Source organism: Pseudomonas sp. GW823-FHT03E05 (assembly GCF_058796855.1).
The window spans coordinates 827,936-853,983 of the sequence record NZ_JBXAJB010000002.1; the positions used below are offsets into that span (position 1 = coordinate 827,936).

21 protein-coding genes are annotated in these 26,048 nt (G+C 64.0%); 10 read left to right on the forward strand and 11 right to left on the reverse strand.

Annotated features, from left to right (window positions below; translation table 11 throughout):
- The first annotated feature begins 152 nt into the window (after positions 1-152).
- Positions 153-1,604 carry a mannose-1-phosphate guanylyltransferase/mannose-6-phosphate isomerase gene (locus AC1RCO_RS11520; RefSeq protein ID WP_015634232.1) on the forward strand — a complete coding sequence of 484 codons (1,452 nt, stop codon included), beginning with the start codon at positions 153-155 and terminating at the stop codon, positions 1,602-1,604.
- Positions 1,605-1,885: 281 nt separating this feature from the next.
- Here the strand turns inward: AC1RCO_RS11520 and AC1RCO_RS11525 are convergent, their stop codons facing one another.
- Together AC1RCO_RS11525 and AC1RCO_RS11530 are read right to left on the reverse strand one after the other, a co-directional pair.
- On the reverse strand, positions 1,886-3,151 hold the full coding sequence (locus AC1RCO_RS11525; RefSeq protein WP_053149117.1) for a type II toxin-antitoxin system HipA family toxin: 1,266 nt from the start codon (positions 3,149-3,151) through the stop codon (positions 1,886-1,888).
- The gene (locus tag AC1RCO_RS11530) at positions 3,148-3,444 is read right to left on the reverse strand and encodes a helix-turn-helix domain-containing protein (protein ID WP_492617711.1); all 297 of its coding nucleotides are present in this window, start codon (positions 3,442-3,444) and stop codon (positions 3,148-3,150) included. Before AC1RCO_RS11530 ends, AC1RCO_RS11525 begins: the two co-directional genes overlap by 4 nt.
- 215 nt (positions 3,445-3,659) lie before the next feature.
- Between AC1RCO_RS11530 and AC1RCO_RS11535 the strand changes: the two genes are divergently transcribed.
- The 4 genes from AC1RCO_RS11535 to AC1RCO_RS11550 all read left to right on the forward strand — a co-directional run bounded on the left by AC1RCO_RS11535 (position 3,660) and on the right by AC1RCO_RS11550 (position 7,447).
- Positions 3,660-4,124, forward strand: a complete 465-nt coding sequence (locus AC1RCO_RS11535; protein ID WP_492617712.1) for a multidrug transporter — start codon at positions 3,660-3,662, stop codon at positions 4,122-4,124.
- Between the two features lie 36 nt (positions 4,125-4,160).
- The gene (locus AC1RCO_RS11540; protein WP_015634228.1) at positions 4,161-4,985 is read left to right on the forward strand and encodes an SDR family oxidoreductase; all 825 of its coding nucleotides are present in this window, start codon (positions 4,161-4,163) and stop codon (positions 4,983-4,985) included.
- Between the two features lie 176 nt (positions 4,986-5,161).
- Entirely contained in the window at positions 5,162-6,190 is a 1,029-nt protein-coding gene (locus AC1RCO_RS11545; RefSeq protein WP_492617713.1) for a sel1 repeat family protein, read from the forward strand.
- A gap of 231 nt (positions 6,191-6,421) precedes the next feature.
- On the forward strand, positions 6,422-7,447 hold the full coding sequence (locus AC1RCO_RS11550) for an SEL1-like repeat protein (RefSeq protein WP_492617714.1): 1,026 nt from the start codon (positions 6,422-6,424) through the stop codon (positions 7,445-7,447).
- Between the two features lie 283 nt (positions 7,448-7,730).
- On the opposite strand, the gene AC1RCO_RS11555 is transcribed toward AC1RCO_RS11550, so the two are convergent.
- The 4 genes from AC1RCO_RS11555 to AC1RCO_RS11570 are packed head-to-tail and all read right to left on the reverse strand — an operon-like array spanning position 7,731 to position 12,522.
- On the reverse strand, positions 7,731-8,591 hold the full coding sequence (locus AC1RCO_RS11555; RefSeq protein WP_011059359.1) for an efflux RND transporter periplasmic adaptor subunit: 861 nt from the start codon (positions 8,589-8,591) through the stop codon (positions 7,731-7,733).
- 10 nt (positions 8,592-8,601) lie between these two features.
- Positions 8,602-8,802: a DUF1656 domain-containing protein gene (locus AC1RCO_RS11560; RefSeq protein WP_007930063.1), complete on the reverse strand. Its 201-nt coding sequence runs from the start codon at positions 8,800-8,802 to the stop codon at positions 8,602-8,604.
- On the reverse strand, positions 8,792-10,999 hold the full coding sequence (locus AC1RCO_RS11565; protein ID WP_019094736.1) for an FUSC family protein: 2,208 nt from the start codon (positions 10,997-10,999) through the stop codon (positions 8,792-8,794). The genes AC1RCO_RS11560 and AC1RCO_RS11565 overlap by 11 nt, the downstream gene beginning before the upstream one ends.
- A gap of 11 nt (positions 11,000-11,010) precedes the next feature.
- Positions 11,011-12,522 (reverse strand): efflux transporter outer membrane subunit, encoded by a 1,512-nt coding sequence (locus tag AC1RCO_RS11570; protein ID WP_011059357.1) that lies wholly within the window; start codon positions 12,520-12,522, stop codon positions 11,011-11,013.
- A gap of 274 nt (positions 12,523-12,796) precedes the next feature.
- Here AC1RCO_RS11570 and AC1RCO_RS11575 point away from each other — a divergent pair, with 274 nt between their 5' ends.
- Both AC1RCO_RS11575 and AC1RCO_RS11580 read left to right on the forward strand, forming a co-directional pair.
- Positions 12,797-13,765: a LysR family transcriptional regulator gene (locus AC1RCO_RS11575; RefSeq protein ID WP_011059356.1), complete on the forward strand. Its 969-nt coding sequence runs from the start codon at positions 12,797-12,799 to the stop codon at positions 13,763-13,765.
- 327 nt (positions 13,766-14,092) lie between these two features.
- Positions 14,093-15,067, forward strand: a complete 975-nt coding sequence (locus AC1RCO_RS11580) for a 2-hydroxyacid dehydrogenase (RefSeq protein ID WP_011059355.1) — start codon at positions 14,093-14,095, stop codon at positions 15,065-15,067.
- A gap of 89 nt (positions 15,068-15,156) precedes the next feature.
- On the opposite strand, the gene AC1RCO_RS11585 is transcribed toward AC1RCO_RS11580, so the two are convergent.
- Positions 15,157-16,104: a DMT family transporter gene (locus tag AC1RCO_RS11585; RefSeq protein WP_015634221.1), complete on the reverse strand. Its 948-nt coding sequence runs from the start codon at positions 16,102-16,104 to the stop codon at positions 15,157-15,159.
- A 154-nt stretch (positions 16,105-16,258) separates the two neighbouring features.
- On the opposite strand from AC1RCO_RS11585, the gene AC1RCO_RS11590 reads away from it, so the two are divergent.
- From AC1RCO_RS11590 to AC1RCO_RS11600, 3 genes are all read left to right on the forward strand, one after another.
- Positions 16,259-17,134 (forward strand): AraC family transcriptional regulator, encoded by an 876-nt coding sequence (locus tag AC1RCO_RS11590; protein ID WP_072451241.1) that lies wholly within the window; start codon positions 16,259-16,261, stop codon positions 17,132-17,134.
- Positions 17,135-17,629: 495 nt separating this feature from the next.
- On the forward strand, positions 17,630-18,904 hold the full coding sequence (locus tag AC1RCO_RS11595) for an OprD family porin (RefSeq protein WP_368995009.1): 1,275 nt from the start codon (positions 17,630-17,632) through the stop codon (positions 18,902-18,904).
- 52 nt (positions 18,905-18,956) lie between these two features.
- Positions 18,957-19,784 carry an acid phosphatase gene (locus tag AC1RCO_RS11600; RefSeq protein ID WP_019093376.1) on the forward strand — a complete coding sequence of 276 codons (828 nt, stop codon included), beginning with the start codon at positions 18,957-18,959 and terminating at the stop codon, positions 19,782-19,784.
- Here the strand turns inward: AC1RCO_RS11600 and AC1RCO_RS11605 are convergent.
- The 4 genes from AC1RCO_RS11605 to AC1RCO_RS11620 all read right to left on the reverse strand — a co-directional run bounded on the left by AC1RCO_RS11605 (position 19,781) and on the right by AC1RCO_RS11620 (position 26,047).
- Positions 19,781-20,830 carry a YncE family protein gene (locus AC1RCO_RS11605; protein WP_492617715.1) on the reverse strand — a complete coding sequence of 350 codons (1,050 nt, stop codon included), beginning with the start codon at positions 20,828-20,830 and terminating at the stop codon, positions 19,781-19,783. The two genes, AC1RCO_RS11600 and AC1RCO_RS11605, sit on opposite strands and share 4 nt — an antisense overlap.
- On the reverse strand, positions 20,830-23,265 hold the full coding sequence (locus AC1RCO_RS11610) for a TonB-dependent siderophore receptor (protein ID WP_015634217.1): 2,436 nt from the start codon (positions 23,263-23,265) through the stop codon (positions 20,830-20,832). The genes AC1RCO_RS11605 and AC1RCO_RS11610 overlap by 1 nt, the downstream gene beginning before the upstream one ends.
- 297 nt (positions 23,266-23,562) lie before the next feature.
- Entirely contained in the window at positions 23,563-25,266 is a 1,704-nt protein-coding gene (locus AC1RCO_RS11615) for a bifunctional metallophosphatase/5'-nucleotidase (RefSeq protein ID WP_492617716.1), read from the reverse strand.
- 136 nt (positions 25,267-25,402) lie between these two features.
- The gene (locus AC1RCO_RS11620; protein ID WP_011059347.1) at positions 25,403-26,047 is read right to left on the reverse strand and encodes a MotA/TolQ/ExbB proton channel family protein; all 645 of its coding nucleotides are present in this window, start codon (positions 26,045-26,047) and stop codon (positions 25,403-25,405) included.
- Between the last annotated feature and the right edge of the window lies 1 nt (position 26,048).

Here is a 26,048-nt window from a genome sequence, read left to right on the forward strand (position 1 = left end):
GGCTTGCCAGCGAAGGCGTCCTCACGGGCCCCTTCGCCGGCAAGCCGGCTCCTACAGAAGGTGGGCAGCGCATCCGGTCACGCAACAAAAACAAGAGTGAAACGACAGAACGCAGTAGCTCTAACCCATACGATGTTTGAAGGAGTAACAACATGATTCCGGTGATCTTGTCAGGTGGTAGCGGCTCACGTCTTTGGCCGCTTTCGCGCAAGCAATTCCCCAAGCAGTTCCTCGCCCTGACCGGCGAACACACTTTGTTCCAGCAGACCCTGGAGCGCCTGGTGTTCGAAGGCATGGATACCCCCATCGTGGTCTGCAACAAGGACCACCGCTTTATCGTCAACGAGCAACTGGCGGCGCGTAAGCTCGAATCCCAACGCATCCTCATGGAGCCCTTCGGCCGCAACACCGCCCCGGCCGTGGCCCTGACCGCGATGATGCTGGTCAACGAAGGCCGCGACGAGCTGATGCTGGTACTGCCCGCCGACCACGTCCTGGACGACCAGAAAGCCCTGCAACGCGCCCTGGCCCTGGCCACCGTGGCCGCCGAGCGTGGCGAAATGGTGCTGTTCGGGGTCCCGGCAACCAAGCCGGAAACCGGCTACGGCTACATCAAGTCCACCAACGATGCGCTGCTCCCGGAGGGGGTCAGCCGGGTATCGCACTTCGTCGAAAAACCCGACGAAAAACGCGCCACCGAGTTTGTCCAGGCCGGCGGCTATTTCTGGAACAGCGGCATGTTCCTGTTCCGCGCCAGCCGCTTCCTCGAAGAGCTGAAGAAACACGACCCGGACATCTACGACACCTGCCTCTTGACCCTGGAGCGCAGCCAGCAGGACCCGGACACCGTGACCATCGACGAAGCCACCTTCGCCTGCTGCCCGGACAACTCCATCGACTACGCGGTGATGGAGAAGACCCAGCGCGCCTGCGTGGTGCCCCTGACCGCTGGCTGGAGCGATGTCGGCTGCTGGTCGTCGCTGTGGGACGTGCATGAAAAAGACGCCAACGGCAACGTCAGCAAGGGCGATGTGGTGATCCAGGACAGCCGCAACTGCATGATCCACGGCAACGGCAAGCTGGTGTCGGTGATCGGCCTTGAAAACATCGTCGTGGTGGAAACCAAGGACGCCATGATGATCGCCCACAAGGACAAGGTCCAAGGGGTGAAACAGATGGTCAACACCCTCAACGAACAGGGCCGCAGCGAGACCCAGAACCACTGCGAGGTCTACCGTCCGTGGGGCTCCTACGACTCGGTGGACATGGGCGGGCGTTTCCAGGTCAAGCACATCTCGGTCAAGCCGGGGGCCTGCCTGTCGCTACAGATGCACCACCACCGCGCCGAACACTGGATCGTGGTCAGCGGCACCGCCGAAGTCACCTGTGACGAGAACGTGTTCCTGCTCACCGAGAACCAGTCCACCTACATCCCGATTGCCTCGGTGCACCGCCTGCGCAACCCGGGCAAGATCCCGCTGGAGATCATCGAAGTGCAATCGGGCAGCTACCTGGGCGAAGACGATATCGAGCGGTTTGAAGATATCTACGGCCGCTCCACCCCGGTGGAACGTGGCGTCTCGGTGAAGACCATCGCCCAGTAACAGCGACAGGCTTCAAGCGGCAAGCTGCGAGCAAAGGCAGAGCGCCGTTATCAGCGAGTCCTTTCAACCCCCTTCCAGGCGCCTGCGTCCCCTATCCGCAGGCGGTTGGACAGGGGGATTTTTTTTGTAGCCGCTGCCGCAGGCTGCGAAAAGGGCCGAAGGACCTTCAGCGGTCTTGAGCCCCCTGCGTCCGCTGCGCGGTCGTTCGCAGCCTGCGGCAGCGGCTACAAGAAGCTGACCTGTGTATCGTTGCTAGATCCATTTCAGCCCTGGTCGCGGCGCTAAAGATTGGCATGAACATCTTCAAGCGTTTCAAAGATCTCCTGCCCATCGGCCTGCAGAATACCCAGTTCGGCAAACAGCGTTTTCCAATTGCCCAGCGCCTCCAGCGTCTGGTCGATGTAGTCATCCGGTTTGAGAAACTTGTAGTCCGCACACAAGCGCCTTATTGCCTTGCGGGACGGACGCCCCTGGCCGTCGAACGCGGTGGTGTGCTCGCCCATGCCGGTGGAGAAGGTCAGGTCATAGGCGGGTGCGAGAACCCACTGCCCCTCCAGGCCGCCCTGCCCCTCTTCGTAGAGAAAAGCGAAGTTCTTCGCGTGATCGTCGTAGTTGTGCGCCAGGCCGTTGAACACCATGAGCCGGGCCATTTTCTCCACTTCCTTGGCACTCTTGGTCAGCGCAAAGGTCAGGCGCAGCAAGTCCTTGTAGTCCAGGCCTGGAACTCTGAAGTCCGCATGCAGAATCCCGGCAGCGGTCATCATGTGGACTTTCTCGTTGTGCTGGCGATCAAAGCGCCGGGAGGCAAAGAAGCGCTCGTTCCATCCCTGCTCCGAGGGCACGGTGATCAGCTCGCAATGGGCCATATCGACCCCGGCGGCACGGGCCATGCGGGCGTAGGCATATTCAATCGCGCCCATGGACCAGGGTTCCTGCAGGGCCCTGAATTTCACGATCCAGTGCGCGTAGCCCTCCGGCAAGGGTTCAAAGGCCGAAACCACATGGGACAGGTCCGGCGAAAGGGCAACGGCTGCCTTGGGCCTGGCGCCACCTGGCGAGCCACCGGCAATCCGCAGTGCCTTCAGGACTTCAACCGTTTCCCCCACCTGGACCTGGACCGAAGCCTGGTACAGCAGTGAAAGGCTGATGGGTTCGCGCTCCACTTTTTCCGCCATGGGGTAGTACTCCAAGGCGCCCATCCCACGGTTGCCAATGTAGGCAAGCCGATCGAGTTGAGTCAGGCCATTGGCGACCCGCGCCCCATACTCCGCCGTGAAAAAACGCTTCATCAGCAGCAAGCCCCAACCATCGGGAAGGGAATCGGCGAAGGCTCCATGAATGCCCAGGAACACTTGGCTATCGGGTTGCTGCGGCTTCTCGTCGAAGGTCAGTTGCGGCGACAGATTGAAGCCCCGGCTCAACCAGTCCCTGGCGTAGGTGAAGTAGCAGCCCTGGCGATTCCAGCTCAGCACCCCCACCTGCCGCCCATGCATGAAGACGCCCAATTCCTCGATCGGCTGGTATTTCCTCGTGCCTCGTCCAGTCATCGGGTGCCCCTCTGGCGTTTTGAGTTTTGCAGCTCAAACAGCGTGTTTGGCGCAGGTGGCTTGAACAACTTGAGCAACGGATCGAGTTCATCCAAAGCCGCCGCAATCAGCACCATCGACTCAAGGGAGATGGCCCCCTGCAGCTCGAAACGCTTGATGGTCGAGGCAGGCACCCCGGATTTTTCGGCCAGGGTTTTGCGCGACAGGTTTTTTGACAACCTGAGGGCCTGTGCGTTTTTTCCGATCTGCGCCGTGATCTCGGACGGGGTGTACATGAAACGAGTAAGGGACATGACGCTGCGTCTGCCTCCGGCCTGTTGATTACTTCGTCAAACTATGGACAACATATGATCCATTATAGTTAAAAAATGCCAATAACAGACCTTATATTGCCCACAATAATTTTGCGTCCAGAACATTGGGCTAAAACACGCCCTGGACACCCTCCATCGCCAACCCCACCTACGCTTAGGTAGGATGTCCCCTCCTTTTCCCCGAGGCTCGCGTCATGTTCATCGGCGTTCTGCTGGTCATCACCTGGCTGGTCCTGCTTCTGCGCTACCCCGCCAAAGCCCTTCCCGTGTCCCTGGCTGCCGCTTTCGGCCTAGCCCTGGTGGCCTGCTGGGTGGTCTGGCTGGACAACCGCGAAGCCCAGCAACTGGCGCGCCTGGAGTTGCGCCTGAGCTACGCGCCGGAGCACTGCCCCGCCGACCGTCCATTGCAGGTCAAGCTGAACAACGGCAACAAGGTGCCCCTGGTGGAATTGCGCTGGCGGGTCGCCGCCTATGCCCCGGGGGATACGGTCAACCTCGCCGACAACCAGTACAGTGCCCCGCGCTACCGTGGCCCCGGCGAGTTGCAGGCCGGCGCCAACTGGCAGGACTGCTTGCCCCTGCCGCCGCTGCGCCCCGGCTATCGCCCGCAAACCCTGGAGTTTCGCGCCGAGCGTTTACAGGGTAGTTTCTCCGACTGATTCACCCCCTCCCTCACCCAGCACAAGGACCGCGCCATGCCCGTAGCGTTGATCACCGGTTGTTCCAGCGGCATCGGCCGCGCCCTGGCGGACACCTTCAAGGGCGCCGGTTTCACCGTGCTCGCCACCGCCCGCAAGGCCGAGGACGTCTCTGCCCTGCAAGCGGCCGGTTTCAAGGCCGTGCAACTGGACGTCAATGACGGCCCGGCCCTGGGCGCCCTGGGCGAGGAGATCAACCAGCAGTACGGCGGCCTCGATGTGCTGATCAACAACGCCGGCTACGGCGCCATGGGCCCGCTGCTGGACGGCGGCGTGGAAGCGATGCAACGCCAGTTCGAAACCAATGTGTTCTCGGTGGTCGGGGTGACTCGGGCGATGTTCCCGGTGCTGCGCCGCAGCCGCGGCCTGGTGGTGAACATCGGCAGTGTGTCCGGGGTGCTGGTGACGCCTTTTGCCGGTGCCTACTGCGCCTCGAAAGCCGCAGTGCACGCCTTGAGCGATGCCCTGCGCATGGAACTGTCGCCGTTCGGCATCCGCGTCATGGAAGTGCAGCCCGGGGCCATTGCTTCGAGCTTCGCCAAGAATGCCGGGCATGAAGCCGAACAGCTGCTCAACGAACAATCGCCCTGGTGGCCGCTGCGCGAGGGCATCCGCTCCCGGGCCAAGGCCTCCCAGGACAAGCCGACCCCGGCCAGCGAATTTGCCGCCGGCTTGCTCAAGGCCGTGCAGCAGGACAATCCGCCACGCCTGGTACGGCTGGGCAATGGCAGCCGCGCCCTGCCGCTGCTGGCCAACCTGCTGCCCAAGGGTCTGCTGGAGAAGGGACTGATGAAGCGCTTCGGCCTGAGCGCCAGGCTCTGATCCCCACGCACGCAAGCCATCCAGGGTGTACCGCGTGCCTCCCGTAGGAGCCGGCTTGCCGGCGAAGAGGCCCGCGAGCCGAGTGCAAATCTTGCGACCACCTTCGCTGGCAAGCCCGCTCCTACCGCGGTGGCGCAGTGCACCTTTGTTCATTCGCCAATCAAGGATCTGCCCCATTGAAATATCGTAGTGCGCTGACGTTGACCCTGTTCGCCTTGCTGCTGGGCTGCCATGCCTCGTCACCGGACGAAAAACTCAATGCCACCCTGCCGGAGCTGAGCCTGGAACAGATCCTGCCCAAGGTCGAGGCCAACCCGTACTGCTCGCCGGAGATGGACAGCGAACGGCTGGTCGGCCTCGGCATCCGCCTGATGAATGAGGACGAGGTGCTGCATGGCGCAAGCCGTACCTTGCTGGCGAGCAAGGCCATACAAATGGCCCGCGGCTGCCTGATCATGGCCGCCCCCCGCGATACCATGAGCCTGTGCATCCTGGGCGGGATTGTCGGCTCCAGGCAGAAGGACTATGACAAAAGCGAAGCCTTCAACTACATCGCCTACGCCGCCCAGCACAATGAATCCTGCGCGGAAGCGGGCCTGTACGACATCTACAACCTTGGCAAGTTGGACCAGCCGGCGAACAAGGCATTGGCCATGGCCTGGCTGGAACGCGCCGCTCGGCACGGCGACGAGGACTCGCAACAAGAGATGCTGCGCAGCAGCGAACAGGACAATTTCCCGCTGGCCTACGCCTGGGCCCGAACCCTCGATGACGCCCAAAGGCTCGAAGCGCTGAAACGCAAGATGAGCCCTCAGCAGATGGCCGAAGGCGAGCAGCACTACACCCGGCTGCTCAGCCAGCTCCCCTCCAAACAGGATCTTGAGCAGGCGCTGCGCCAGAACGTCATCCTCCTGGGCACAGGGGATATCTACTACGACTACCCGGAGGTGTTCGCGGGCATGTCCGCTGAGCAACAGCATGCTTTCGTCGCCCAGCTGGTGGACATGCAGGACCGCTACCCGAAGTTCCACACCCGCGGCCAGCTGGTGGCCTACGCCTTGATTTCCCGCCTGGTGCAAAGCACCGGGCCGGCCGTGGACCTGTGGCAAGACCCGGCGCTGCAGGCCGTGCTGGAGGACGATGACCTGAGCGTGGAAGACAGCGTGGCCAAGGCCAAAACCCTCCTGGCCAAGCGCACGCCATAACTGGAGCGGCAGGCGCAACTGCTTTTGCAGCCGCAGCCAGACAGCTGCTGCGGTTTCGGTTGTGCGTCCTCTCAAACCCAGTAGAATCCGCGGTCTTGAGCGCCCGCGCTCAAGCAGCATGGAATCGCTGGCGCCGACACCCAAGCACGGAACTGCTCACGCTCCCCTCCTCTGCCGTCCCTGCCTGATTTCATGCGCGTCTTTTTTCATTCGCCGATCAGGGAATATCCATTGAAATTGTTCAACGCGCTGCCACTGGCATTGGCTGTCTTGCTGGCGGCTTGCGCCTCCACGCCTGCGCAAAACACCGAACCGAAACGCCCCGAACTCAATGACACCCTGCCCAAGCTGACGCTGGACAGCGTCTTGCCCAAGGTCAGCGCCAACGAGTACTGCAACCCGGCCATGGATGCGGATGTGCTGTACGGCGCCGGTTACAAGCTGAACGAGATCGAGGACTACAAGAACGCCAAGAGCTGCTTCGCCATGGCCGCGCCGCACTACACCCGGGCCTTCTGCTATCTGTCCACCACCACCGATCAGGAAACGGACAAGCCCAAGGCTGAGCGCGACCGCGAGTCCTTCAACTACATCGCCTACTCGGCGTCACAGAACGATTGGTGCGCCGAGTACGGCATGTACGCCACCTACTGGTTCGGCGACAAGGACATTCCCAAGGACCGGGACCTGGCCCTGCGCTGGCTGGAACGCTCGGCACTGCACGGCAACCCGGAACCGCAGCAGAGCCTGGCCGACGCCGCCGAAGAGTCCGGCGACCTGGTGAAGGCCTACGCCTGGCTGAAGGTCATCGACAACACCGAGGACACCAGCCAGCTGGATGCCCTTAAAGGCAAGATGAGCCCAGAGCAACTGGCCGCAGGCGAACAGCACTTTGGCGAGCTGAAGGCGCGGGTGACCAGCAAGCAGGTGATGTACGACGAGGCGCGGGATGAAGAAGTGGCGATTTTCTCGGCCGAGATCCATTTCGATCTCCCCGACCTGTTCAAGGGCATGACCACGGCCGAGCGCCAGGCCTTCGTCAAGGCGGCCATCGCCAAGGCCCGGGACAGCGGCCAGTTCAAGCTGCATTACGCAGTGACCCAGTACATCATCGTCTCGCGCCGGGCCCAGCAGCGTTACCCCGGTGTCGACGTGCTGCAGAACCCGAAGCTGGTGGCCACCATCAACAACGTCAACGACGGCCTGGAAGCTGCGGCGAAGAAGTCCCAGGCGATCATGGACAAAAGCTACAAATAACCGCCCCCTGTAGGAGCCGGCTTGCCGGCGAAGAGGCCCGCGAGCCTTGCATCGCCCCTGCCGACGCCTTCGCTGGCAAGCCAGCTCCTACAGCCAATGCCTCCCTCGTAGGAGCCGGCTTGCCGGCGAAGAGGCCCGCGAGCCTTGCATCGCCCATGCCGGCGCTTTCGCTGGCAAGCCAGCTCCTACAACCAATGCCTCCCTCGTAGGAGCCGGCTTGCCGGCGAAGAGGCCCGCGAGCCTTGCATCGCCCCTGCCGACGCCTTCGCTGGCAAGCCAGCGCCTACAAAGGCTCGGGGTTGACGATGACGGTGCAGGTGATGCCGGCCGCCAGCAGGACGCCTTCGGGCACTTCATCGATGTGGATGCGCACCGGCACGCGCTGGGCCAGGCGCACCCAGTTGAAGGTCGGGTTGACGTCGGCGATCAGTTCGCGGCTTTCCGGGTTGTCGCGGTCGTAGATGCCCCGGGAAATGCTTTCCACATGGCCCTTGAGCACTTCGCCGCTCATCAGTTGCATGTCGGCCTTATCCCCGACGCGCACGTGGGGCAGCTTGGTTTCCTCGAAGAAGCCGTAGACCCAGAACGAGTTCATGTCGACCACCGCCATCTTCGCCTCGCCGATGCGTGCGTAGTCGCCACGGTGCACGTTGAGGTTGGTGACATAGCCATCCACCGCCGCCCGCACCTGGGTGCGTGCAAGGTTGAGTTGCGCCGCTTCCAGCTGGGCCTGGGCGTGCTGGTAGTCGGCCAGGGCCGAGTCGGCGATGTTGCCGGCGTCGTCGCGGTTTTCCTTGGAGATCACCAGGTTGTCCATGTCGGCGCGGCGCCGGGCGTTGACCTTGCGCATCTCCCAGGTGGCCTTCTTCGACGCCACCAGCGCTTGCGCCTGCTTGACCGCGATCTGGTAGTGCTCGGGGTCGATCTGCATCAGCAGATCGCCCTTGCGCACCAGCTGGTTGTCCTTGACCGGCACGTCCACCACTTCGCCGGTGACATCGGCGGCGACGTTGATGATGTCCGCGCGCACCCGGCCGTCACGGGTCCAGGGGGTGTACATGTAGTGCTCCCACAGGGTACGGCCGATCCACAGGGCCAGGGCCAGCACGAGCAGGGTGGCGAGCAGGCTGAAAAACTTTTTCATTGCGGGGGTCTCAACGGTAGACAGTGAGCGCCATGGCGCCGAACAGACAGCAGAACAGGCTCAGGCGCAGCAGCGCCGGGTGCCAGAAGAAGCGATACAGGTCATAGCCGGAAATGAACCGGTCCAGGGCCCAGGCCAGGGCCGCGGCGATGAAGAACATCAGGGTCATGGTGGGCATGTAAACGCCGTGGAAGGCGATTTCACGAGGCATGGTCAAGTCCTTGGGGTGCAGGCGCCGTTGGCTTGGCCACGGCATAGGCCGCCAGCGGCGATTGCGGGTCGAGCAGTGAAGTACGGATGAAGTGCAGGTAACTCTTGACCCGGCGCAGAGCCGAGGTGTCGAAGTGCGGGGCAAAGGGCTCGTCGGTGGCCTGGACCCGGCTGATGGCGTGGTCCACGGCGATCAGGCCGCGCTCCAGGTTGCTCTGGCTGGGCTGCAGGAACAGCCGCACCAGGGAGCGGCCCATGACCCGGATCGCCTGGCGCCAGGGCTGGGATTCGGCATAGGCCGGGTGCACCGGGAGGATCGCCTGCTCCTTGCGCAGCTCGATGATGGCGTGGCCGACTTCCAGCACCACGAACATCCAGCGCAGCAGCTCGCTCTGTACCTTGGGCTGGCCCACCGCCAGGCCATAGGCCTGGTGCAGCAGGTCGCGGGTACGGCTCTCGAAGCTGGACGCCAGGCCCTTGAGCTTGCCGCTGATGGCGTACACCACCTGGCCGCGCAGGTCCTGCTCCAGGCGCCGCCACAGCCAGCGGCTGTTGGGCGGCAGGATGATCGCCCCGGCCGCGGCGCAGACCAGCATGCCCATGACCATGGCGATGTAGTCATTGATGAAGGTGTAGGGGTTGTAGATGGTCAGGTTGTCCGGCACCGAACCGGTGCTGAAGAAGATCAGCAAGCCCAGGCCGACCCCGGCGTACTTGGGCCTGGACGCGAGGAACGAACCGAGCACGATCACCGGCGCCAGCATCAGGCACAGCAGCGGGAAGCCGTCGATCCAGGGGAACACGAAGAACATTTCGACGAAGCCCACCAGGGCACCGATGAAAGTCCCGCAGGCCATCTGGAACGCCATGCGCTTGGGGTTCGGCGTAGCCGCCGAGAGGCCGATGGTGGCGGCGGCGATCAGGGTCATGGTGGCGCCGCTGGGCCAGGCCGTGGCCACCCAGTAGCTGCCCAGCACCACCAGCACGAAGGCCGCGCGGATGCCCGAGGCGGCGCAGGCCAGCCAGTTGGTCTGCGGGGTGTAGGGCTCGTCCCAGCGCTCGCGCTCGTGGCTGTGGTCGGCCAGGGACGCGTGGGTCTGGGCGTAGCTGTGCATCTCGTCGACAAAGCGGTAGAGCAGCTCGTAGGCGGTGTGGAAATCCAGCTGCTCGGCGTCGCTCGGGCCGCTCTCCTGGAAGGCCGTGCGCAGGCTGCGCACCCGCGCCGGCAGCTCGGCCTTGTAGGCCGCCAGGGCCGTGGCCAGGCGCGCCGCATCGGGGCTGGTCAGGGCACGGCCGGAGAAGCCGTCCAGCAGTTCCGCCAGGTCCTGCAGGCCGGGCTTGATCGCCGCCACCACGTGATCGGCGCCGCTGCTGCGCAGGCGTTCGAGCAACTGGTGCAGGGCGTTGAAGCGCGTGGTGATGCCCATGAACTCGCTGTTCAGGCGGCTCAGGCGGCCGTTGCGCCGACGCATGTGCGGGTCTTCGAACACGGTGACGCTGCGCAGCCCTTCCAGGCCCACGGCCTCGGCGATGAAGCGCACGTTGCTGCTTTCGAAGCTATCGCGCTGGCTGCGCCCGCGCAGGCCGTCGGTGACGAACAGGGCGAACACCCCGAAGCGCTGGTACAGGGCGTTGCGCATGGCGGCGCTGGCGGTCTGGGGCAGGATCGCGGCGCTGACCAGGGTCGAGCAGAGAATCCCCAGGGAGATCTCCAGCACCCGCCACACCGCCGCCATGAAGGCCCCTTCGGGGTGAGCCAGGGCCGGCAGGCCAACCATGGCCGCGGTGTAGCCGGCGAGGACGAAACCGTAGGCGCGAAAGTTGCGGTAGCGCGCGGCACCGGCCGAGCAGATGCCAACCCAGATCGCCAGCGAGCCGAGGAACAGCTCGGTGTTCTGGGCGAACAGGGCGATCAGCGCCACCATCACCGCCGAGCCGGCCAGGGTGCCGAGAAAGCGGTAGAAGCTCTTGGCGAACACCTGGCCGCTCTGCGGCTGCATGACGATGAACACGGTGATCATCGCCGTGCGCGGTTGCGGCAACTCCAGGCGCATGGCCAGCCACAGGGTGAGGAACGCGGCGGCCAGGACCTTGAAGATATAGACCCAGGTCACGCCGTCGCTGCGCGCCCAGTCGAAGAAACCCCGGCGCCATTCAAGGGAGTACAGCCAGCGCAAAGGTGCGGGCAAGGAAGTCATGGGTGCCTGCTTCAATGGTCGAACACGGCCAGGGCCGCGGGGGTCTTGGGTGCCTCAAGGCGGTCTTGCGCGGGAACGTCGCGGCCGGCTTCAAGCCCGCCGCCCAGGGCCGTGACCAGGTCCGCCTGGACCGTCAGGCGTGCGGCCTGCACCTGCTGCTGCACCTGTTGCTGATGGAACAGCAGGCTCTGGGCGTTGAGCACATTCAGGTAGTCGGTCAGGCCGCGCTGGAAGGCCACGGTGGCGATGTCGTAGGTCTTCTGCGCAGCGGCCACCGACTCGGCGGCGAAGGCTTGCTGCTTGTCCATGGACTCGCGGCGGATCAACTGGTCGGAGATGCTTTTCAGTGCATCCACCAGGGTCTGGTTGTACCTGGCCACGGCCATGTCGTAGCCGGCCGAGGCTTCACCCAGTTCCGAGCGCAGGCGCCCGCCGTCGAAGATCGGCAGGCTGATGGCCGGGCCGACGTTGTAGTTGAGCTTCTTGCCGGTGAGGAACTCCAGGGCCCCACCGCCGGTGGCCATGAAGCCGATGCTGCCCACCAGGTCGACGTTGGGGTAGAAGCCGGCGTGAGCCACATCGATACCGCGAGCCTGGGCCGCCACTTGCCAGCGGCTGGCGACCACGTCCGGGCGCTGCCCCAGCAGTTCGGCGGGCAGGGCCGAGGGCAGTTTCAGCGCGGCGCCCAGGGACAGGCTTGGCCGCTGCAGTTGCGCACCCTCCCCCGGGCCCTTGCCGGCCAGGGCCGCCAATTGGTTGCGGGTCAGGGCGATTTCTTCGTCCAGGGCGTCCAGCTGGCGATGGGTTTCCGGCAGCGGCGCCTCGGCCTGGCTGACTTCGAAATGGGTGCCGATGCCGCCGTCCAGGCGCCGTTGCGCCAGTTCGAGGATCTGTTGCTGCTGCTTGAGGGTGGCCGCGACGATATCGCGCTGGGCGAAGTGCAGGGACAGCTGGATATAGCTGCGCACCACATTGTTCACCAGTTCCAGCTGGGCCTGACGGGCTTCGGCCACGCTCATGTGGGCCAGGTCCACGGCACGCTCGGTGCTGTTGCTTTCCCGGCCCCAGAGGTCCAGGGCATAACTGAAACCCAGGGCGGCGTTGTTGTCCCAGGTGGTGCTGTTGGACAGGGCGCCGGGGCCGTAGAACTGATCGGTGGGCCAGTTGTGGCGCTTGAGGGTGGCGTCACCCTTGATCTGCAGCGACTCGGCCGACTCGGCGATGCCGGCCAGGGCCTTGGCCTGGCGCACCCGGGCGGCGGCCATGGCCAGGCTCGGGCTGCCTTGCAGCGCAAGGCTGATCCAGCGGTCCAGTTGCGGGTCGCCATAGGCCTGCCACCACTGGGCGCTGGGCCAGTGGGCGTCCTGCGCGGCGCTCTTTATCGCCTCATCCGTGGCCAATGTATTAGCGGGAAGTGTCTTGCCCTGTGGGGCAATGCCTCCGGTTCCGATGCAGCCGCTGATTGCTAACGATAAAGCCCAAACACTGAGGGTCTTGAACCCTCTGCTGATGCGACGCGGCACTGCTGCGAATTCCTGAGATCGGGGGGGAGTATTTCTCTCGTAGGAGCTGGCTTGCCGGCGCAGCGATACGCCTGCTACACCGCGTTGCGCGGATCGCCGGCCTGCCGGCTCCTAGGGATCGGCGCAATTCTAGGGGGCGGTCGTTGTGGCGATAAGCTGGGATTCCTGTGAATCTTTGTTACCGTAAACGCGATAATCCCTTGGTCGTATCCCTGTACGCCTGTAAAAACAGAAACTTCGTGTCACAATTTGCAATCTCCCTTGAGAGCACCCCATGGACACCTTGCAAAACATGCGCGCCTTCAGTTGTGTTGCCGAAGCCGGTAGTTTCACGGCCGCCGCGGTGCAGCTGGACACCACCACCGCCAACGTCTCGCGCGCCGTCTCCAATCTAGAGGCGCACCTGCAAACCCGCCTGCTCAACCGCACGACTCGCCGCATCGCCCTGACCGAGGCCGGCAAGCGCTACCTGCTGCGCTGCGAGCAGATCCTGGCCTATGTCGAAGAAGCCGAGGCCGAGGCCAGCGACGCCCACGCCCGCCCCGCCGGGCAGTTGAAAGTGCACACCATGACCGGCATCGGCCAGCACTTCGTGATCGACGCCATCGCCCGCTACCGCAAGACCCACCCGGACGTGACCTTCGACCTGACCATGGCCAACCGTGTGCCGGACCTCCTGGACGAGGGCTACGACGTGTCCATCGTCCTGGCCCGGGAGCTGCCGGATTCGGGGTTCGTCTCCCAGCGCCTGGGGATGACCTACAGCATCGTCTGCGCCTCGCCGGCCTATGTGAAAGCCAACGGCTGCCCGCAAAAGCCCAGCGATCTGCTGAACCATGCCTGCCTGCGCCTGGTGAGCCCGGTGATTCCCCTGGAGAAGTGGACTTTCGACGGCCCGGAAGGCCAGGAAATGGTCACCATCAACAGCTCGCCGTTCCTGGTGAACTCCGCCGATGCCATGAAGACTGCGATCATCAGCGGCATGGGGGTCGGGGTGTTGCCGGTATACGCGGCTATAGAGGGTTTGCGCACCGGCACCCTGGTGCGGGTGATGCCCAAGTACCGCTCCCAGGAGCTGAACCTGTACGCCATCTACCCGTCGCGCCAGTACCTGGACGCCAAGATCAAGACCTGGGTCGAATACCTGCGCGGCTCTCTGCCGGAGATCCTCACCGCGCACCAGACTGAACTGGCGGCCTATGAACTGAGCGGCAGCCTGACCGGCGCACGCCTGGCCACCTGACCACGGGGCTCCCCGCCCAGACCACCGCCCCACCTGTAGGAGCCGGCTTGCCGGCGAAGAAGCCCGCACGTCCTGTGCAAACCTGGATGCAGCCTTCGCTGGCAAGCCAGCTCCTACACGGTGTACGCCCCTCCCCCAAACGCCGGCCCATCCCCCGTAGGAGCCGGCTTGCCGGCGAAGAGGCCCGCACGTCCTGTGCAAACCTGGATGCCGCCTTCGCTGGCAAGCCAGCTCCTACACATGCAGGCTCGTGGCGGGGTGCTTTGGTGGCGGCGGCAAAAATGTTAGCTTGCTTGGCATTCTCCCCGCCTGACGAGCCTTCGCGCGATGAAAAAGACTGTACTTGCCTTCAGCCGCATCACCCCCGAGATGACCGAACGCCTGCAACAGGATTTCGAGGTCATAGTGCCCAACCCCAAGCACGGGGACATCGCCGCGCAATTCAATGAAGCCCTGCCCCAGGCCCACGGCCTGATCGGTGTCGGCCGCAAGCTGGGCCGTGCGCAGCTGGAAAACGCCGCGCGCCTGGAAGTGGTGTCGAGCATCTCGGTGGGCTACGACAACTACGACCTGGCCTACTTCAACGAACGCGGGCTGATGCTCACCAACACCCCGGACGTGCTCACCGAAAGCACCGCCGACCTGGCCTTCGCCCTGCTCATGAGCAGCGCCCGCCGAGTGGCCGAGCTGGACGCCTGGACCAAGGCCGGGCAATGGCAGGCCAGCGTCGGCCCGGCGCTGTTCGGCTGCGACGTGCACGGCAAGACCCTGGGCATCGTCGGCATGGGCAACATTGGCGCGGCCATAGCCCGCCGTGGGCGCCTGGGCTTCGGCATGCCGATCCTCTACAGCGGCAACAGCCGCAAGGCGGCCCTGGAGCAGGAGCTGGGGGCGCAGTTTCGCAGCCTGGAGCAACTGCTGGCGGAGGCGGATTTCGTCTGCCTGGTGGTGCCGTTGAGCGAAAAGACCAAGCACCTGATCAGCCACCGCGAACTGGCGCTGATGAAGCCCAGTGCAATCCTGGTGAACATTTCCCGCGGGCCGGTGGTGGATGAACCGGCGCTGATCGAAGCCTTGCAGAAGGGCCAGATCCGTGGCGCCGGCCTGGATGTGTACGAGAAGGAACCGCTGGCGGAGTCGCCGCTGTTCCAGCTGAAGAACGCAGTGACCTTGCCGCACATTGGCTCGGCCACCCATGAAACCCGCGACGCCATGGCCGCGCGCGCCATGAGCAACCTGCGCAGTGCCCTGCTGGGTGAGCGGCCGCAGGACCTGGTCAACCCGCAGGTGTGGAAGGGCTGACCACCCCCGGCCTATCCCCCCTGTAGCCGCTGCCAAGCCTGCGAGGCTGCGAAAAGGTCCGCAGGTCCTTCAGCGATAGCCCGGCAGAATCAGGTCGCCCGGTTTTGCGACGGCTGCGCCGCCGTTCGCAGCCTCGCAAGCTCGGCAGCGGCTACAGAGGCAGGCACAGCCTTGGGTTTGCGGAACACCAGGACGTTGCCCAGCATCACCAGCACCAGCCCGGCCAGGGCCGGGGCGGTCCATTGGTAGCCTTCGACAAAGGCCGAGACGTTCAACGCCACTACCGGGAACAGCACGGTGCAGTAAGCCGCGCGCTCCGGGCCCATGCGCCCCACCAGGGTCAGGTAGGCGGTAAAGCCGATGACCGAGCCCGGAATCACCAGGTACAGCAATGAGCCGATGTAGCGGGTGCTCCACTCCACATCGAAGGCGATGCCCTGGAACAGGCAATACACCGCCAGCATCGTCGCGCCGTAGGCCATGCCCCAGGCATTGGTGGTCAACGGCTTGAGCCCGGCTTTTTGCTGCAGGCTGGACAGCATGTTGCCCGCCGAGAAGCACAAGGTGCCCAGCAGGGCCAAGCCCAGGCCCAGCAGGGTTTGCGGGCTGGCGCTGTGGCCCACCAGCTCCGGCCAGAACAGCAGCCCCAGCCCCAGCAGCCCCAGGCCGCCGCCCAGCAGCACGTTGCGAGCGATCTTCTGGCCGAAGAACACCCGCGCATTCAGGGCGTTCCACAGGGTCGCGGTGGAAAACACCACCGCTACCAGGCCACTGGGAATCCACTGGCTGGCGTGCAAAAAGCACATGAAGTTGATGCAGAACAGGCACAGGCCCTGGGCCAGGCAGATCAGGTGACCACGACGGTTCATCGGCTGCAGCTTGCGGCTGAGCAGCAACAGGACGAACAGCACCAGGGCCGCCAGGGCGAAGCGATAGACGATGGACACCGGAATCGCCACCACCCCCAGTTGCAGTTTCAGGGCGATCCAGGTGGTGCCCCAGATCAGCACGGTCAACAGGTACAGCGATAGGTTCATGGCGCGACTCCTTTGTCAGGAGTGCAGTGTCACGCCCCGCCGGCCTTGCGCGCTTGCACAAACTTGCGCTTTTTATCCGCCCGGGGCTGGCAGCACACGGGCTACGGAGTAGCATGCAGAATACCGGCAGCCGCACCCATGTTGACGCCCCACCATGCACGCACTGGATACCCTGCAAGTCTTCCAAGCCCTGAACCGCTCGCCCAATGCTCGCCTGGAGCACAGCGCCGAGCTCGGTGACGGCTTGTCCGCAGCCTTGTGGAGCAACCATCACGACGCCCAGGAGTACGAGGCCCCCAGCCATCACACCCTGTCCTGCTACCTGGCCGGCGGCACCGGGACCTTCCGCCGCGACCAGCCGGGCAGCAAGGGCGGCCCGGGCAAGTTGTGCATCCTGCCCGCCGAGCACCAGTCGGCCTGGGTGATCAACGGTGATATTCGCCTGGCCCATCTGTACTTCAGCCCGGAGCAGTTCGCCCTGGGCTGCGTCACCCTGCTGGATCGCGAGCCCCGGGAACTGCAACTGCGCGAAAGCACCTTTCTCGACGACCCCGAGCAGACCCAGCGCTTTGCGCAGTTGGTCCGCCTGAACTGGGACGAACCCGGCGAGCGCCTGCTGACCAGCAGCCTGGCCCACGAGATGCTCAGCCATGCCCTGCTCAATCAAGTGGGCCAGCGCCAGGGGGCCCGGCTCAAGGGCGGGCTGGCCGCATACCAGCGACGGCTGCTGGTGGACTACATCGACAGCCAGCTGGACGCGCCCCTGAGCCTGGGCCAACTGGCGGGGTTGTGCGCCCTCTCCGAATACCACTTCGCCCGCATGTTCCGTGCAAGCTTCGGCCTGCCGCCCCACCAATACCTGCTAGCCCGACGCCTGAGCCGGGCCCGGCACCTGCTGCGCACCACCGCCCAGCCCCTGGGCGAGATTGCACTGGCCTGTGGTTTTGCCAGTGCCAGCCACTTCAGCAATCGCTTCCGGCACGCCCTGGGGGGCACGCCGGGAGACTACCGCCTGGCGTTCCTGCGCTGAGGCCAGGGTTACCCAAAACCCGCCTCTGCATGCTCCTTCTTATGCCAAAGCCCAGGCTGACACGCCTGAGTCAGTGAACGGTTAAAGTTCCTTACTTAAATAAGACAATTCTTATAAGCCAATTAAAAACCCCCTACATATCTCTCTCAGAAAGATCACGCCCGGCAAGTTCTTATATGACACTCAAGAACATAATCAGGTAATTATTTTAATATTTTATTTACCACTTCATTCATGGAGCTGATGGTTATTGTTTAAGCCCAGTTTCAACTTAGTCTTCGGACCTTGAGTGCCAGGCATTCCATAAAACCCCCCCCCTTACAGGAGCCAATTACCTGAAGTACTCGGCAGATTTTTGCCCACAACAATTGATACACAACTTTCACCACACCCCTGAGGCAATCCAACCTTCAACCATTGAATCCTTGAACAAACCTGCAACAACTCAGCCGTTAATCGCCTTACTCCAAAACAACAAAAACAGAGGACGATGAAATGCTTTCACAAAGTTTGCCACGGCAATGGGTCAGACACTCGCCCCTGCTGTGTGCCTCGATACTGGCCATTCCGGTAAAAGCCGAACTGCTCGAGGACAGCAGCGCACGCCTGGAACTGCGCAACTACTACTTCAATCGGGACTACCGCGAAGGCACTGCCCCTACCCGTGAAGAATGGGCGCAAGGTTTCCTCTTGCACCTGGATTCGGGGTTCACCGAAGGCCGCCTCGGCGTCGGTGCCGACGCCATCGGCATGCTCGGGATCAAGCTGGATTCCGCTCCTGGCCGGACCGGCACCGGGCTGTTGAAGGTGGCACGCAATGGCCGGGCAGAGGATGACTATTCGAAACTGGCCCTGGCCGGCAAGCTCAAGACCAGCAAGACCCTGTTCAAGTTCGGAACCCTGGTACCGCCGGTACTGCCGACACTGAGACCCAATGACGGCCGCCTGTTTGCGCAGATGTTCGAAGGCGGGCTGCTGACCTCCAATGAAATCGAAGACCTGGAGTTTACCGCCGGGCGTCTGAGCCGGGTCCTGCAGCGCAACGCCACGCAGTACACACCGCTGACCCTGAGCCCCTTGAACCGGCGCTTCGAGAAGCTGGGGGCCACCGCGGAACACTTCGACATGGCGGGCCTCGACTATCGGTTCCACAAGCAATGGCTGGCTCGCGTGCATGTCGCCCAGCTGCAGGATATCTACCGCCAGCAGGTCTTCACCCTGGTCAACAAGAGCCCCTGGGGAGCGGGGACGTTCAGCAGCGATCTGCGCTTGAGCCTGATGAACGACTATGGCAATGCCAAAGGCGGCAAGATCGACAACCGCGCCCTGCAGGGGTTGCTCGGCTATGCCTATAAAGGCCACAGCCTTGGCCTGACTTATCAGCGAATGTTGGGGGACACCGGTTATGCCAACATCCTGGGTACCGATGCCAACTTGATCAACTTATCCGTACTGGGTGACTTCGCCAATGCCAAGGAGCGCTCCTGGGCACTTCGTTATGGCTATGACTTTGCCAACCTGGGCTTGCCGGGCCTGACTATCAATAGCCGCTATATATCCGGCAGCCATGCCGAGATAACCGGCAGCCAAAGAATTGGCAAGTCATGGGAGCTGGATAATGAATTGCGTTATGTCGTGCAACAAGGCCCGCTGAAGAACTTAAGTGTACGCCTGCGCAGTGCGCTCTATCGCTCCAACTACGCCAAGAACTTCATTCGCGACACTGATGATACGCGACTGATGTTCAACTACACCTGGAATATCAAGTAAGCAGACCACCAGAACCGATGTAACGGATCAAATGCCTAGAGGTACTATCTCCATGCAACGTCTATTATCGAAAAGTTTGGCCAGCCTGTTGTTTTTAAGCCTGTTCAACCCGGTCGCGGCGAAACAGCCCCTGCAAGCGCAAAGTGTCCCGGAGTTCCGACCGGGTTACTTGATCGGTTATCTGAAACAGCAGGATCTGCCCGACAGTCTGTCGCTGTTGCCGCCCCCTCCTGCGGTGGGGACCCCAGCCTTCGCTCTGGACCAGAGCATGGCCGAGAAAAACCAGGCCTTGCGGGGCAGCAAACGCTGGGAGTTGGCCGTCAGCGATGCCAACCTGAAGTTCCCTGCCGCCGCGCAGACATTCTCCTGTGCCCTGAATGCCCCGATCAGCGAACAGCTGACACCTACGCTGTACAGAGTCCTGCGGCGGACCCTGGCCGACGCCGGGCTGGCCACCTACAGCGCAAAGAAGCGCTACCAGCGCACCCGGCCCTTCGTCTACAACCAGCAACCCAGCTGCACCCCGGAAGACGAGGCGAAACTGGCCGCAGATGGTTCCTACCCATCGGGCCACAGCGCAATCGGCTGGGCCTGGGCGCTGTTGCTGAGCGAACTGTCCCCCGAGCACGGCAATGCGCTCTGGGCCCGCGGCCGGGCCTACTCGCAAAGCCGCATGGTGTGCAACGTGCACTGGTACAGCGATATCCGTGAAGGCCGTGAAATAGGCGCGACCACCGTGGCACGCTTGCACGCCGACCCGACCTTCCAGGCCGATTTCGCCGTCGCCCGGCAAGAGTTGCTGGCCGTTCGGGCCCAGGGCCTGACCGCCGGCGCTGACTGTGCAGCGCAAGCGCAGGCCCTGGCACTTGACGCCGACTAGGGTGCCAGGGTGAGGACCTTGAAGGTATTGGCATGAAACAGCGGGTCCGGCTTGGGTTCGGCCGGGCTCGCCGCCGGTTGGGTGAAGTCCATTGCCGCCAGGTAGACCCGCCGGGTACGCGGGTCGAACGCCATGTTGTAGGCCATGGGCTGGGTGCTGACGCTACCCAGGAGCTGGTAGCGGTCGGCATCGAGCTGGGCGACAACGCTGAGGTTGGCGTCCACCCCGCTGGCGATCAGCAAGCGCTGGGCCTGCGGGTCGTAGGCCAGGGCGTTGACGTCCCGGGTGATCGGCAGGCTGGCCTTCAGCGCACCGTTGTCGCGGTCGAGCACCAGCAGCACTGGCCGCTCACCACGGCAAGCGACGAACAACCGCCCCCGTTGTTCATCCTGGGCCAGGGCACTGGGCCGCGGACAGTCGGGATACTGCCAGCGGTCCAGGACCTTGAAACTGCTGGAGGACAACCGCGCGACGATGCCCTCATCGCGCATCGGCAGGAAGAAACTGCCATCGCCCTTGAGCAGCAACGGGTCGATCTTCTTCACCGCCAGCTCATGGGCGGCGGTGATGCGCTCTTCTTTGGGATCGAAGACGAACAGGGTCGAACGATCGGCCCGGCGCCCGCTGACAATGATCACCTGCCCGGTGCGCGGCTCGTACACCGCGCTGTTGAGGTTGCTCTGGGTCACGGTGATGCGCTTGAGCGGCTTGAATGTGGATAACTCCACCACCCCCAGGCTGCCGTCGGTGTTGAGCACCAGCAGGCGGTCCAGCTCCGGTACCAACACCACACCATTGGCGCCCCGGGACTGTTCGAGGGTGCGCACCGGGCGCTGCTTGTCCACATCGAACACGCTCAGGCCGTTTTCCCGACGGGCCAGGAACAGGTAGGGCCGGGTCGGGTCCAGGGCGATGAAGCCCCAACTGCTGCCGGAGCCCGGCAGCTGCACTTGCTGTTCGCGGTGGTACAGGCGCTCATCCGCCGGCGCAGCCGCCTGGGCCACGCCACAGAACGCCAGGAGCACACTCAGGGCCAGGACTTTCATCAGAACTCCAGGGTGCTGGAGAGCGACACTTGGCGAGCATCCCCCAGAGACACGAAGTACTTGCTCACCGAGGAGGTGTAGTAGGTCTTGTCGAACAGGTTCTTCACGTTGAGCTGAAACTTGACCTTCTGCCCTTCGACCTTGGTGTCGTAGGTGGCGAAGGCATCGGCCACGGTGTAGCCCGGCAGGTCGAAGCTGTTGGGCGCATCCCCGGCGCGCTCACCGACATAACGGGCACCGGCGCCGACCCGCAGGCGGTCGCCGCCGATCAGGCTGCCGAAGTCGTAGACCGCCGACAGCGAGCCGGTGTTCTTGGCCACGTTCTGCAGTTGCTTGCCCTTGTACTGGGTGTCCTTGGTCACTTCGGCGTCGGTGTAGGCGTAGCTGCCGATCAGACTCCACTGGTCGGTGAGCTGCCCGGTCAGGTCCAACTCCAGGCCCTGGGAATGCACTTCACCGGCCACGCTGGTGACAGTCTCGGAGGCCGTGGCGGTGGTCACCAGCACGTTGCGCTTGGTGATGTCGAACAACGCCGCACTGGCGGTGATGCGCCCTGGAATGTCGAGCTTGGCCCCCAGTTCCCAGGACTTGGCTTCTTCCGGTGCGATGGAGCCGTCCAGCACCACGCTGCCGCCGGCCAGCTGGGCAATGCTGGAGTTGGGTTTGAACGACTCGGTGTAGCTGCCGTAGAACGACAGCTGGTCGGTGTAGCGGTACACCAGGCCGGCGCGGGGCACGAACTTCTGCCCGTTGCTGTCGGTATTGGCGTGGAACGGCCGGCCCTTGCCCGCGTACTGGTCGTATTCCTGGAAACGCCCGCCGCCCACCAGGATCCACTGGTCGGTGAGGTGGATGGCATCCTGGAAGAACAGCGAGTCACTGCGCAGCAGGTCGGTCTGGTCGCTGTCCGGGGCGCTGACGTTGGTTCCCGCCACTTGCTGGCCATACACCGGGTTGAGGTAGTTGAAACTGGTGTTCTTGCCGCGGATCAGGTCGGCGCGGTAGATCTTGCGGTACTCGTCGTCCAGGCCGAACACCAGGTCATGCTGCATGCCGCCCAGTTGCACCTTGCCTTCCAGGCTGACGGTGGCATAGCGGTCGGTGGTCAGGGCATTCTTGGTGCCGTCCATGGTCCGGGTCAGGGTGCCGTTGGCGTTCACCGCGGTCAGGCGCACCTGGCTGGCGTCGTAGGTTTCACGGTTCCAGCTGTAGCCGAAGTGGGCCTTCCAGTCGTCGCTGAGCTCGTGATCGACCTCGAAACGATACAGGTCCGAACGCCCTTCCATGTTGTTGAACGGCTCGTCCAGGCGCCGGGTGGCCGGGATGTCCAGCGGGTGGTTGGTCTTGGGGTCGATGGCCGTGCCGCGGTCGAACGGGGTCAGGAATTCGCGATGCTCATAGGCCAGCAGCACCTTGGTGCGCTCGCCGTACCAGGCCAGGGACGGCGCCACCAGGGATTCGCGGTGGGTGCCGAAGTTGCGCCAGTAGTCTTCGTCTTCGTGGTCCACGACCAGCCGGTAGGCCAGCCCGGAATCCCCCAGCGGCCCGGTGGTGTCCAGGCTGCCGCCGCTGCCGTTCTTGCCCGAGCCGTAGGTCGAGCCGCGCACGGTCAGGGCCGTGGACTGCTGCAACTCGGGTTTCTTGCTGACGATATTGATCACCCCGCCCGGGTCCTGGATGCCATAGAGCAGGGACGACGGGCCCTTGATCACTTCCACGCGCTCGGCCGTGGCGTTCAGGGCACGGCCCTGCACCACCGGCATGCTGTCGCGCATGATCGAGCCGTTGCGGTTGTCGCCGAAGCCGCGCAGCAGCACCGCGTCCTGAGTGCCGCCCAGGGTGTTGGTCTGGGTGATGCCACTGACGTTCTTCAGGGCGTCATCCAGGTTGCGCGGGGTCTGGTCGCGCAGCACCTGGGCCGGGATCACGTTGATGATCTGCGGGATTTCCTGGTTCAGCGCCTGGGAGCGGGCCACCGAGGTGGTGGCCGGCGGCTGGTAGCTGGTGCTTTCATCGACGCCCTGGGTGGTGATGCTGGAAGTCCCCAGGTTCAGCCCGGCACCTTGGGGCAGGGGTTCGAGAACCAGGGTATGGGCGTCGCTGCGGCGATAGGTGAAACCGGAATTGCCCAAGAGACGCTGCAAGGCCTGCTCGGCACTGAGCTGGCCGGTGACGGCCGGGGCCTTGAGGTTGTAGGGCGCCTCGTCGGTGTAGACCACGCTGATCCCGGTGACCCGGGTGAAATCGCTCAGGGCCTGGGGTAGCGGCTTGGCCGCGATGGCGAAGTTGAACAGCGCACTGTGCTGCTCGCTGCCGGCCTGGGCCGCCAATGCCACGCTCAGGGGCAGCAGGGCCAACCCCGAAACCACCAGCGCCGAAGCGCCGAACCACCGTTTGACCGAACCGTTTACCGCCGAATTTGCCCTGGACTTCATGCTGGAGACTCGTGTGTAAAAGCACCGTGAATGCGAATTAGTCGCACTTTCAAGCACTACACGTATGTCGCAGGCAAAGACCTCAGCATTTTTTTGAAAATATTTTCAGGGCGGCGAAAACGCCCCCGCCCGATGCATCCCCTGTAGCCAGTGCCGCAGGCTGCGATCGGGCTGGGCGGCACTCCGACGAAGATCGAGGCGCTCGTGAGGCCGCAGGAGGTTTGACGGGAGACCGTCAAGCAAGGTCCTGCGGACCTTTTCGCAGCCTCGCAGGCTCGGCAGCGGCTACAGCGCTCGTTACAGGGATCGCTGGATGCGCCCGGCACTGGTGCTGGAGCCCACGGGCTTGCCCTGCTGGTCCATGTCCTTGAGGTAGTGCAGCATCGCCTCCAGGTCGCTGACCCCCAGGTCGCTGCGGTTCAGGCCGCTCTTGAACAGGCTGAAGCGGTCGCCGCCATCGGCCAGGAAGCCGTTCATCACCAGCCGGTAGTTCGCGCCGGCCTGCAGCGGCTTGCCGTTGAGGCGCACGCTGCCGGGGACGACACGGCTGTCCGGCGGGCGCTTGGGGTCCCAGCGATAGGTGAAGCCCCGGGACACTTGCAGGATGTTGGCATCGTCCGCGCCCTTCCATTGCTGGTTGAGCACCTGTTCGATCTGCCGGCCCGTGAGGTCGAAAGCGATCAGGTTGTTGTTGAACGGCTGCAAGGTCGCCAGTTGCCCGTAGTTGACCCGGGTCTGCCCGGGCTCCAGGGCCAGGTCGCTGCGAATGCCGCCGGTGTTCATGAAGGCGATCTGTGCGCCGTTGGCCCGGCCGCCGGCCAGATGCGCGTCGGCAATCAGGTCACCGATGGGCATTTCCCCGGCCGCGTCGGCACGCCGGGCAATCGGCGAGGCGGCAATCGCCCCCACCGGCTTGAGCAGCACCTGGTTGCTACGGGCCTCGACCTCCTGTTGCAACTGCGCCAGGGCCGGGTCCTGTGGATAACGGGCCGGATCGGCCAGCAGGTTGAGGGCCTGGATGCTCGCCACCCGGTGCTGGCCCGGGGTCACTTGCAGGGTCAGGTGAGTCAGCAGGTGGCCGTAGGAATTGCCCTGGGTCACCAGCAGCGGCCCGACCTTGCACAGGTAGCCCTGGTGCGAGTGGGCGCTGATCAGCACGTCCACCGCCGGGTCCAGGCGCTTGGCCACGTCGACGATATCGCCGCCGAGCTGCGAGCAGTCCTGCTTGTCGAACGGCTCCGGGGTCGAGCCGCCCTGGTGCACCACGGCGACGATGGCGTTGACACCCTGGGCATTGAGTTCGGGGATCAGCTTGTTGATGGATTCGGCTTCGTCGGCCACCTGCAAACCGCGCATGCCCTTGGCGCTGACCACCGAGGCCACGTCCCGCAGCACCGCACCGACAAAGGCCACCTTGACCCCGCGCACCTCTTCGATGCGGTAGGCCGGCAGCAACGGCTTGCCGGTGTCGCTGTCCAGCAGGTTGGCCGCCAGGTAGGGGAAGCCGCTGCCGGGGTAGTTCGGGCGGAACTGGCAGGCCTTGTCCGGCCGCGACGACTGGCAGCCGCCATTGAGCTGGCGCAGGAACTCGGCCTTGCCGTTGTCCAGTTCGTGATTGCCGATGGCGCTGAGTTTCATGCCCATCTGGCGCAGGGCGTCCAGGGTCGGTTCGTCGGCCCACATGGCCGACAGCGGCGGGCTGCCGCCCACCAGGTCGCCGGCGCCGATGAACAGCAGTTGCGGGTCCTGCTGGCGCAGTTGGGCAAGCATGCCGCCCAGGGTAGCGATGCCGCCGGCCGCAAGCTTGCGCACGCCGCCCGGGGCCTGGGGGTCCTTGTAGCTGAAGGGGTTGGCTTGCAGGTAGCCGTGCAGATCATTGATGGCGACGATGTTCACCGCCACCGGTTGCGGCGGTTCAGACAGCGAGCTGCAACCGGCCAGGGTGACCAGGGCCAGGGTCAGTGCCCCCAGCATCCGGGGCATGGGACGAAGACGGGACATGAAAGAAATCCTTGGTAGATCAGCGAAAAAAAAGCCGCTGGCGCAGGCCGATCAGGCAGAGAACAGCGCTGGGAACAGCGCCGGCTTCGCCGTCGATCGCAACCCGTGCCCGCGGCAGCGGCTACAGGTCAGGTCATCAGGCAGGTTGCAGGCTGCCGTGGACCACCTGGGGTGCCGGCGGGGCCTTCAGCGCGGTGCCCATACCGGCGCGCAGCAGCAGGATCTTCAGGTGGTCGGTGATGCGCTCGACCCGGTCCTGGAAGTGGTTGTGGAAGATCATGCTGCCCAGGGCAATGGCGATCCCCAGGGCCGTGGCATACAGCGCGGTGCCGATACCCTTGGACACTTCGCCCGGGTCGCTGACGCCGGTCTCGGCCAGGGCCTTGAAGGTGTCGATGATCCCCAGGATGGTGCCCAAGAGGCCCAGCAAGGGCGCAGCGGTAACCACGGTTTCCAGCAGCCACAGGCCATGCATCAGCTTGCTGCGGGTGGCGATGTAGATCGACTCGCTGAGGTCTTCCAGGTCCTTGTGGCTGGCCAGCCCCTGCTTGTGGGCAAACAGCTCGGCGACCATTTCCAGGGGCAGGCTGTTGCGCTCGCGTAGCGGGGCCGGCAGATCGTCGACGCTGTGCATCTTCGGGTTGAGCACGGTCTCCAGTTTCTTCGCCTGGCGCAGGCTGAAGCTGAAGTAGATGCCCCGCTCCACCGCGATGAAGGCGGCAATCGCGGCAGCGCCGTACATGGTGTAGAAGGTGATGTCGTGCAGCAGATTCATGTCCATC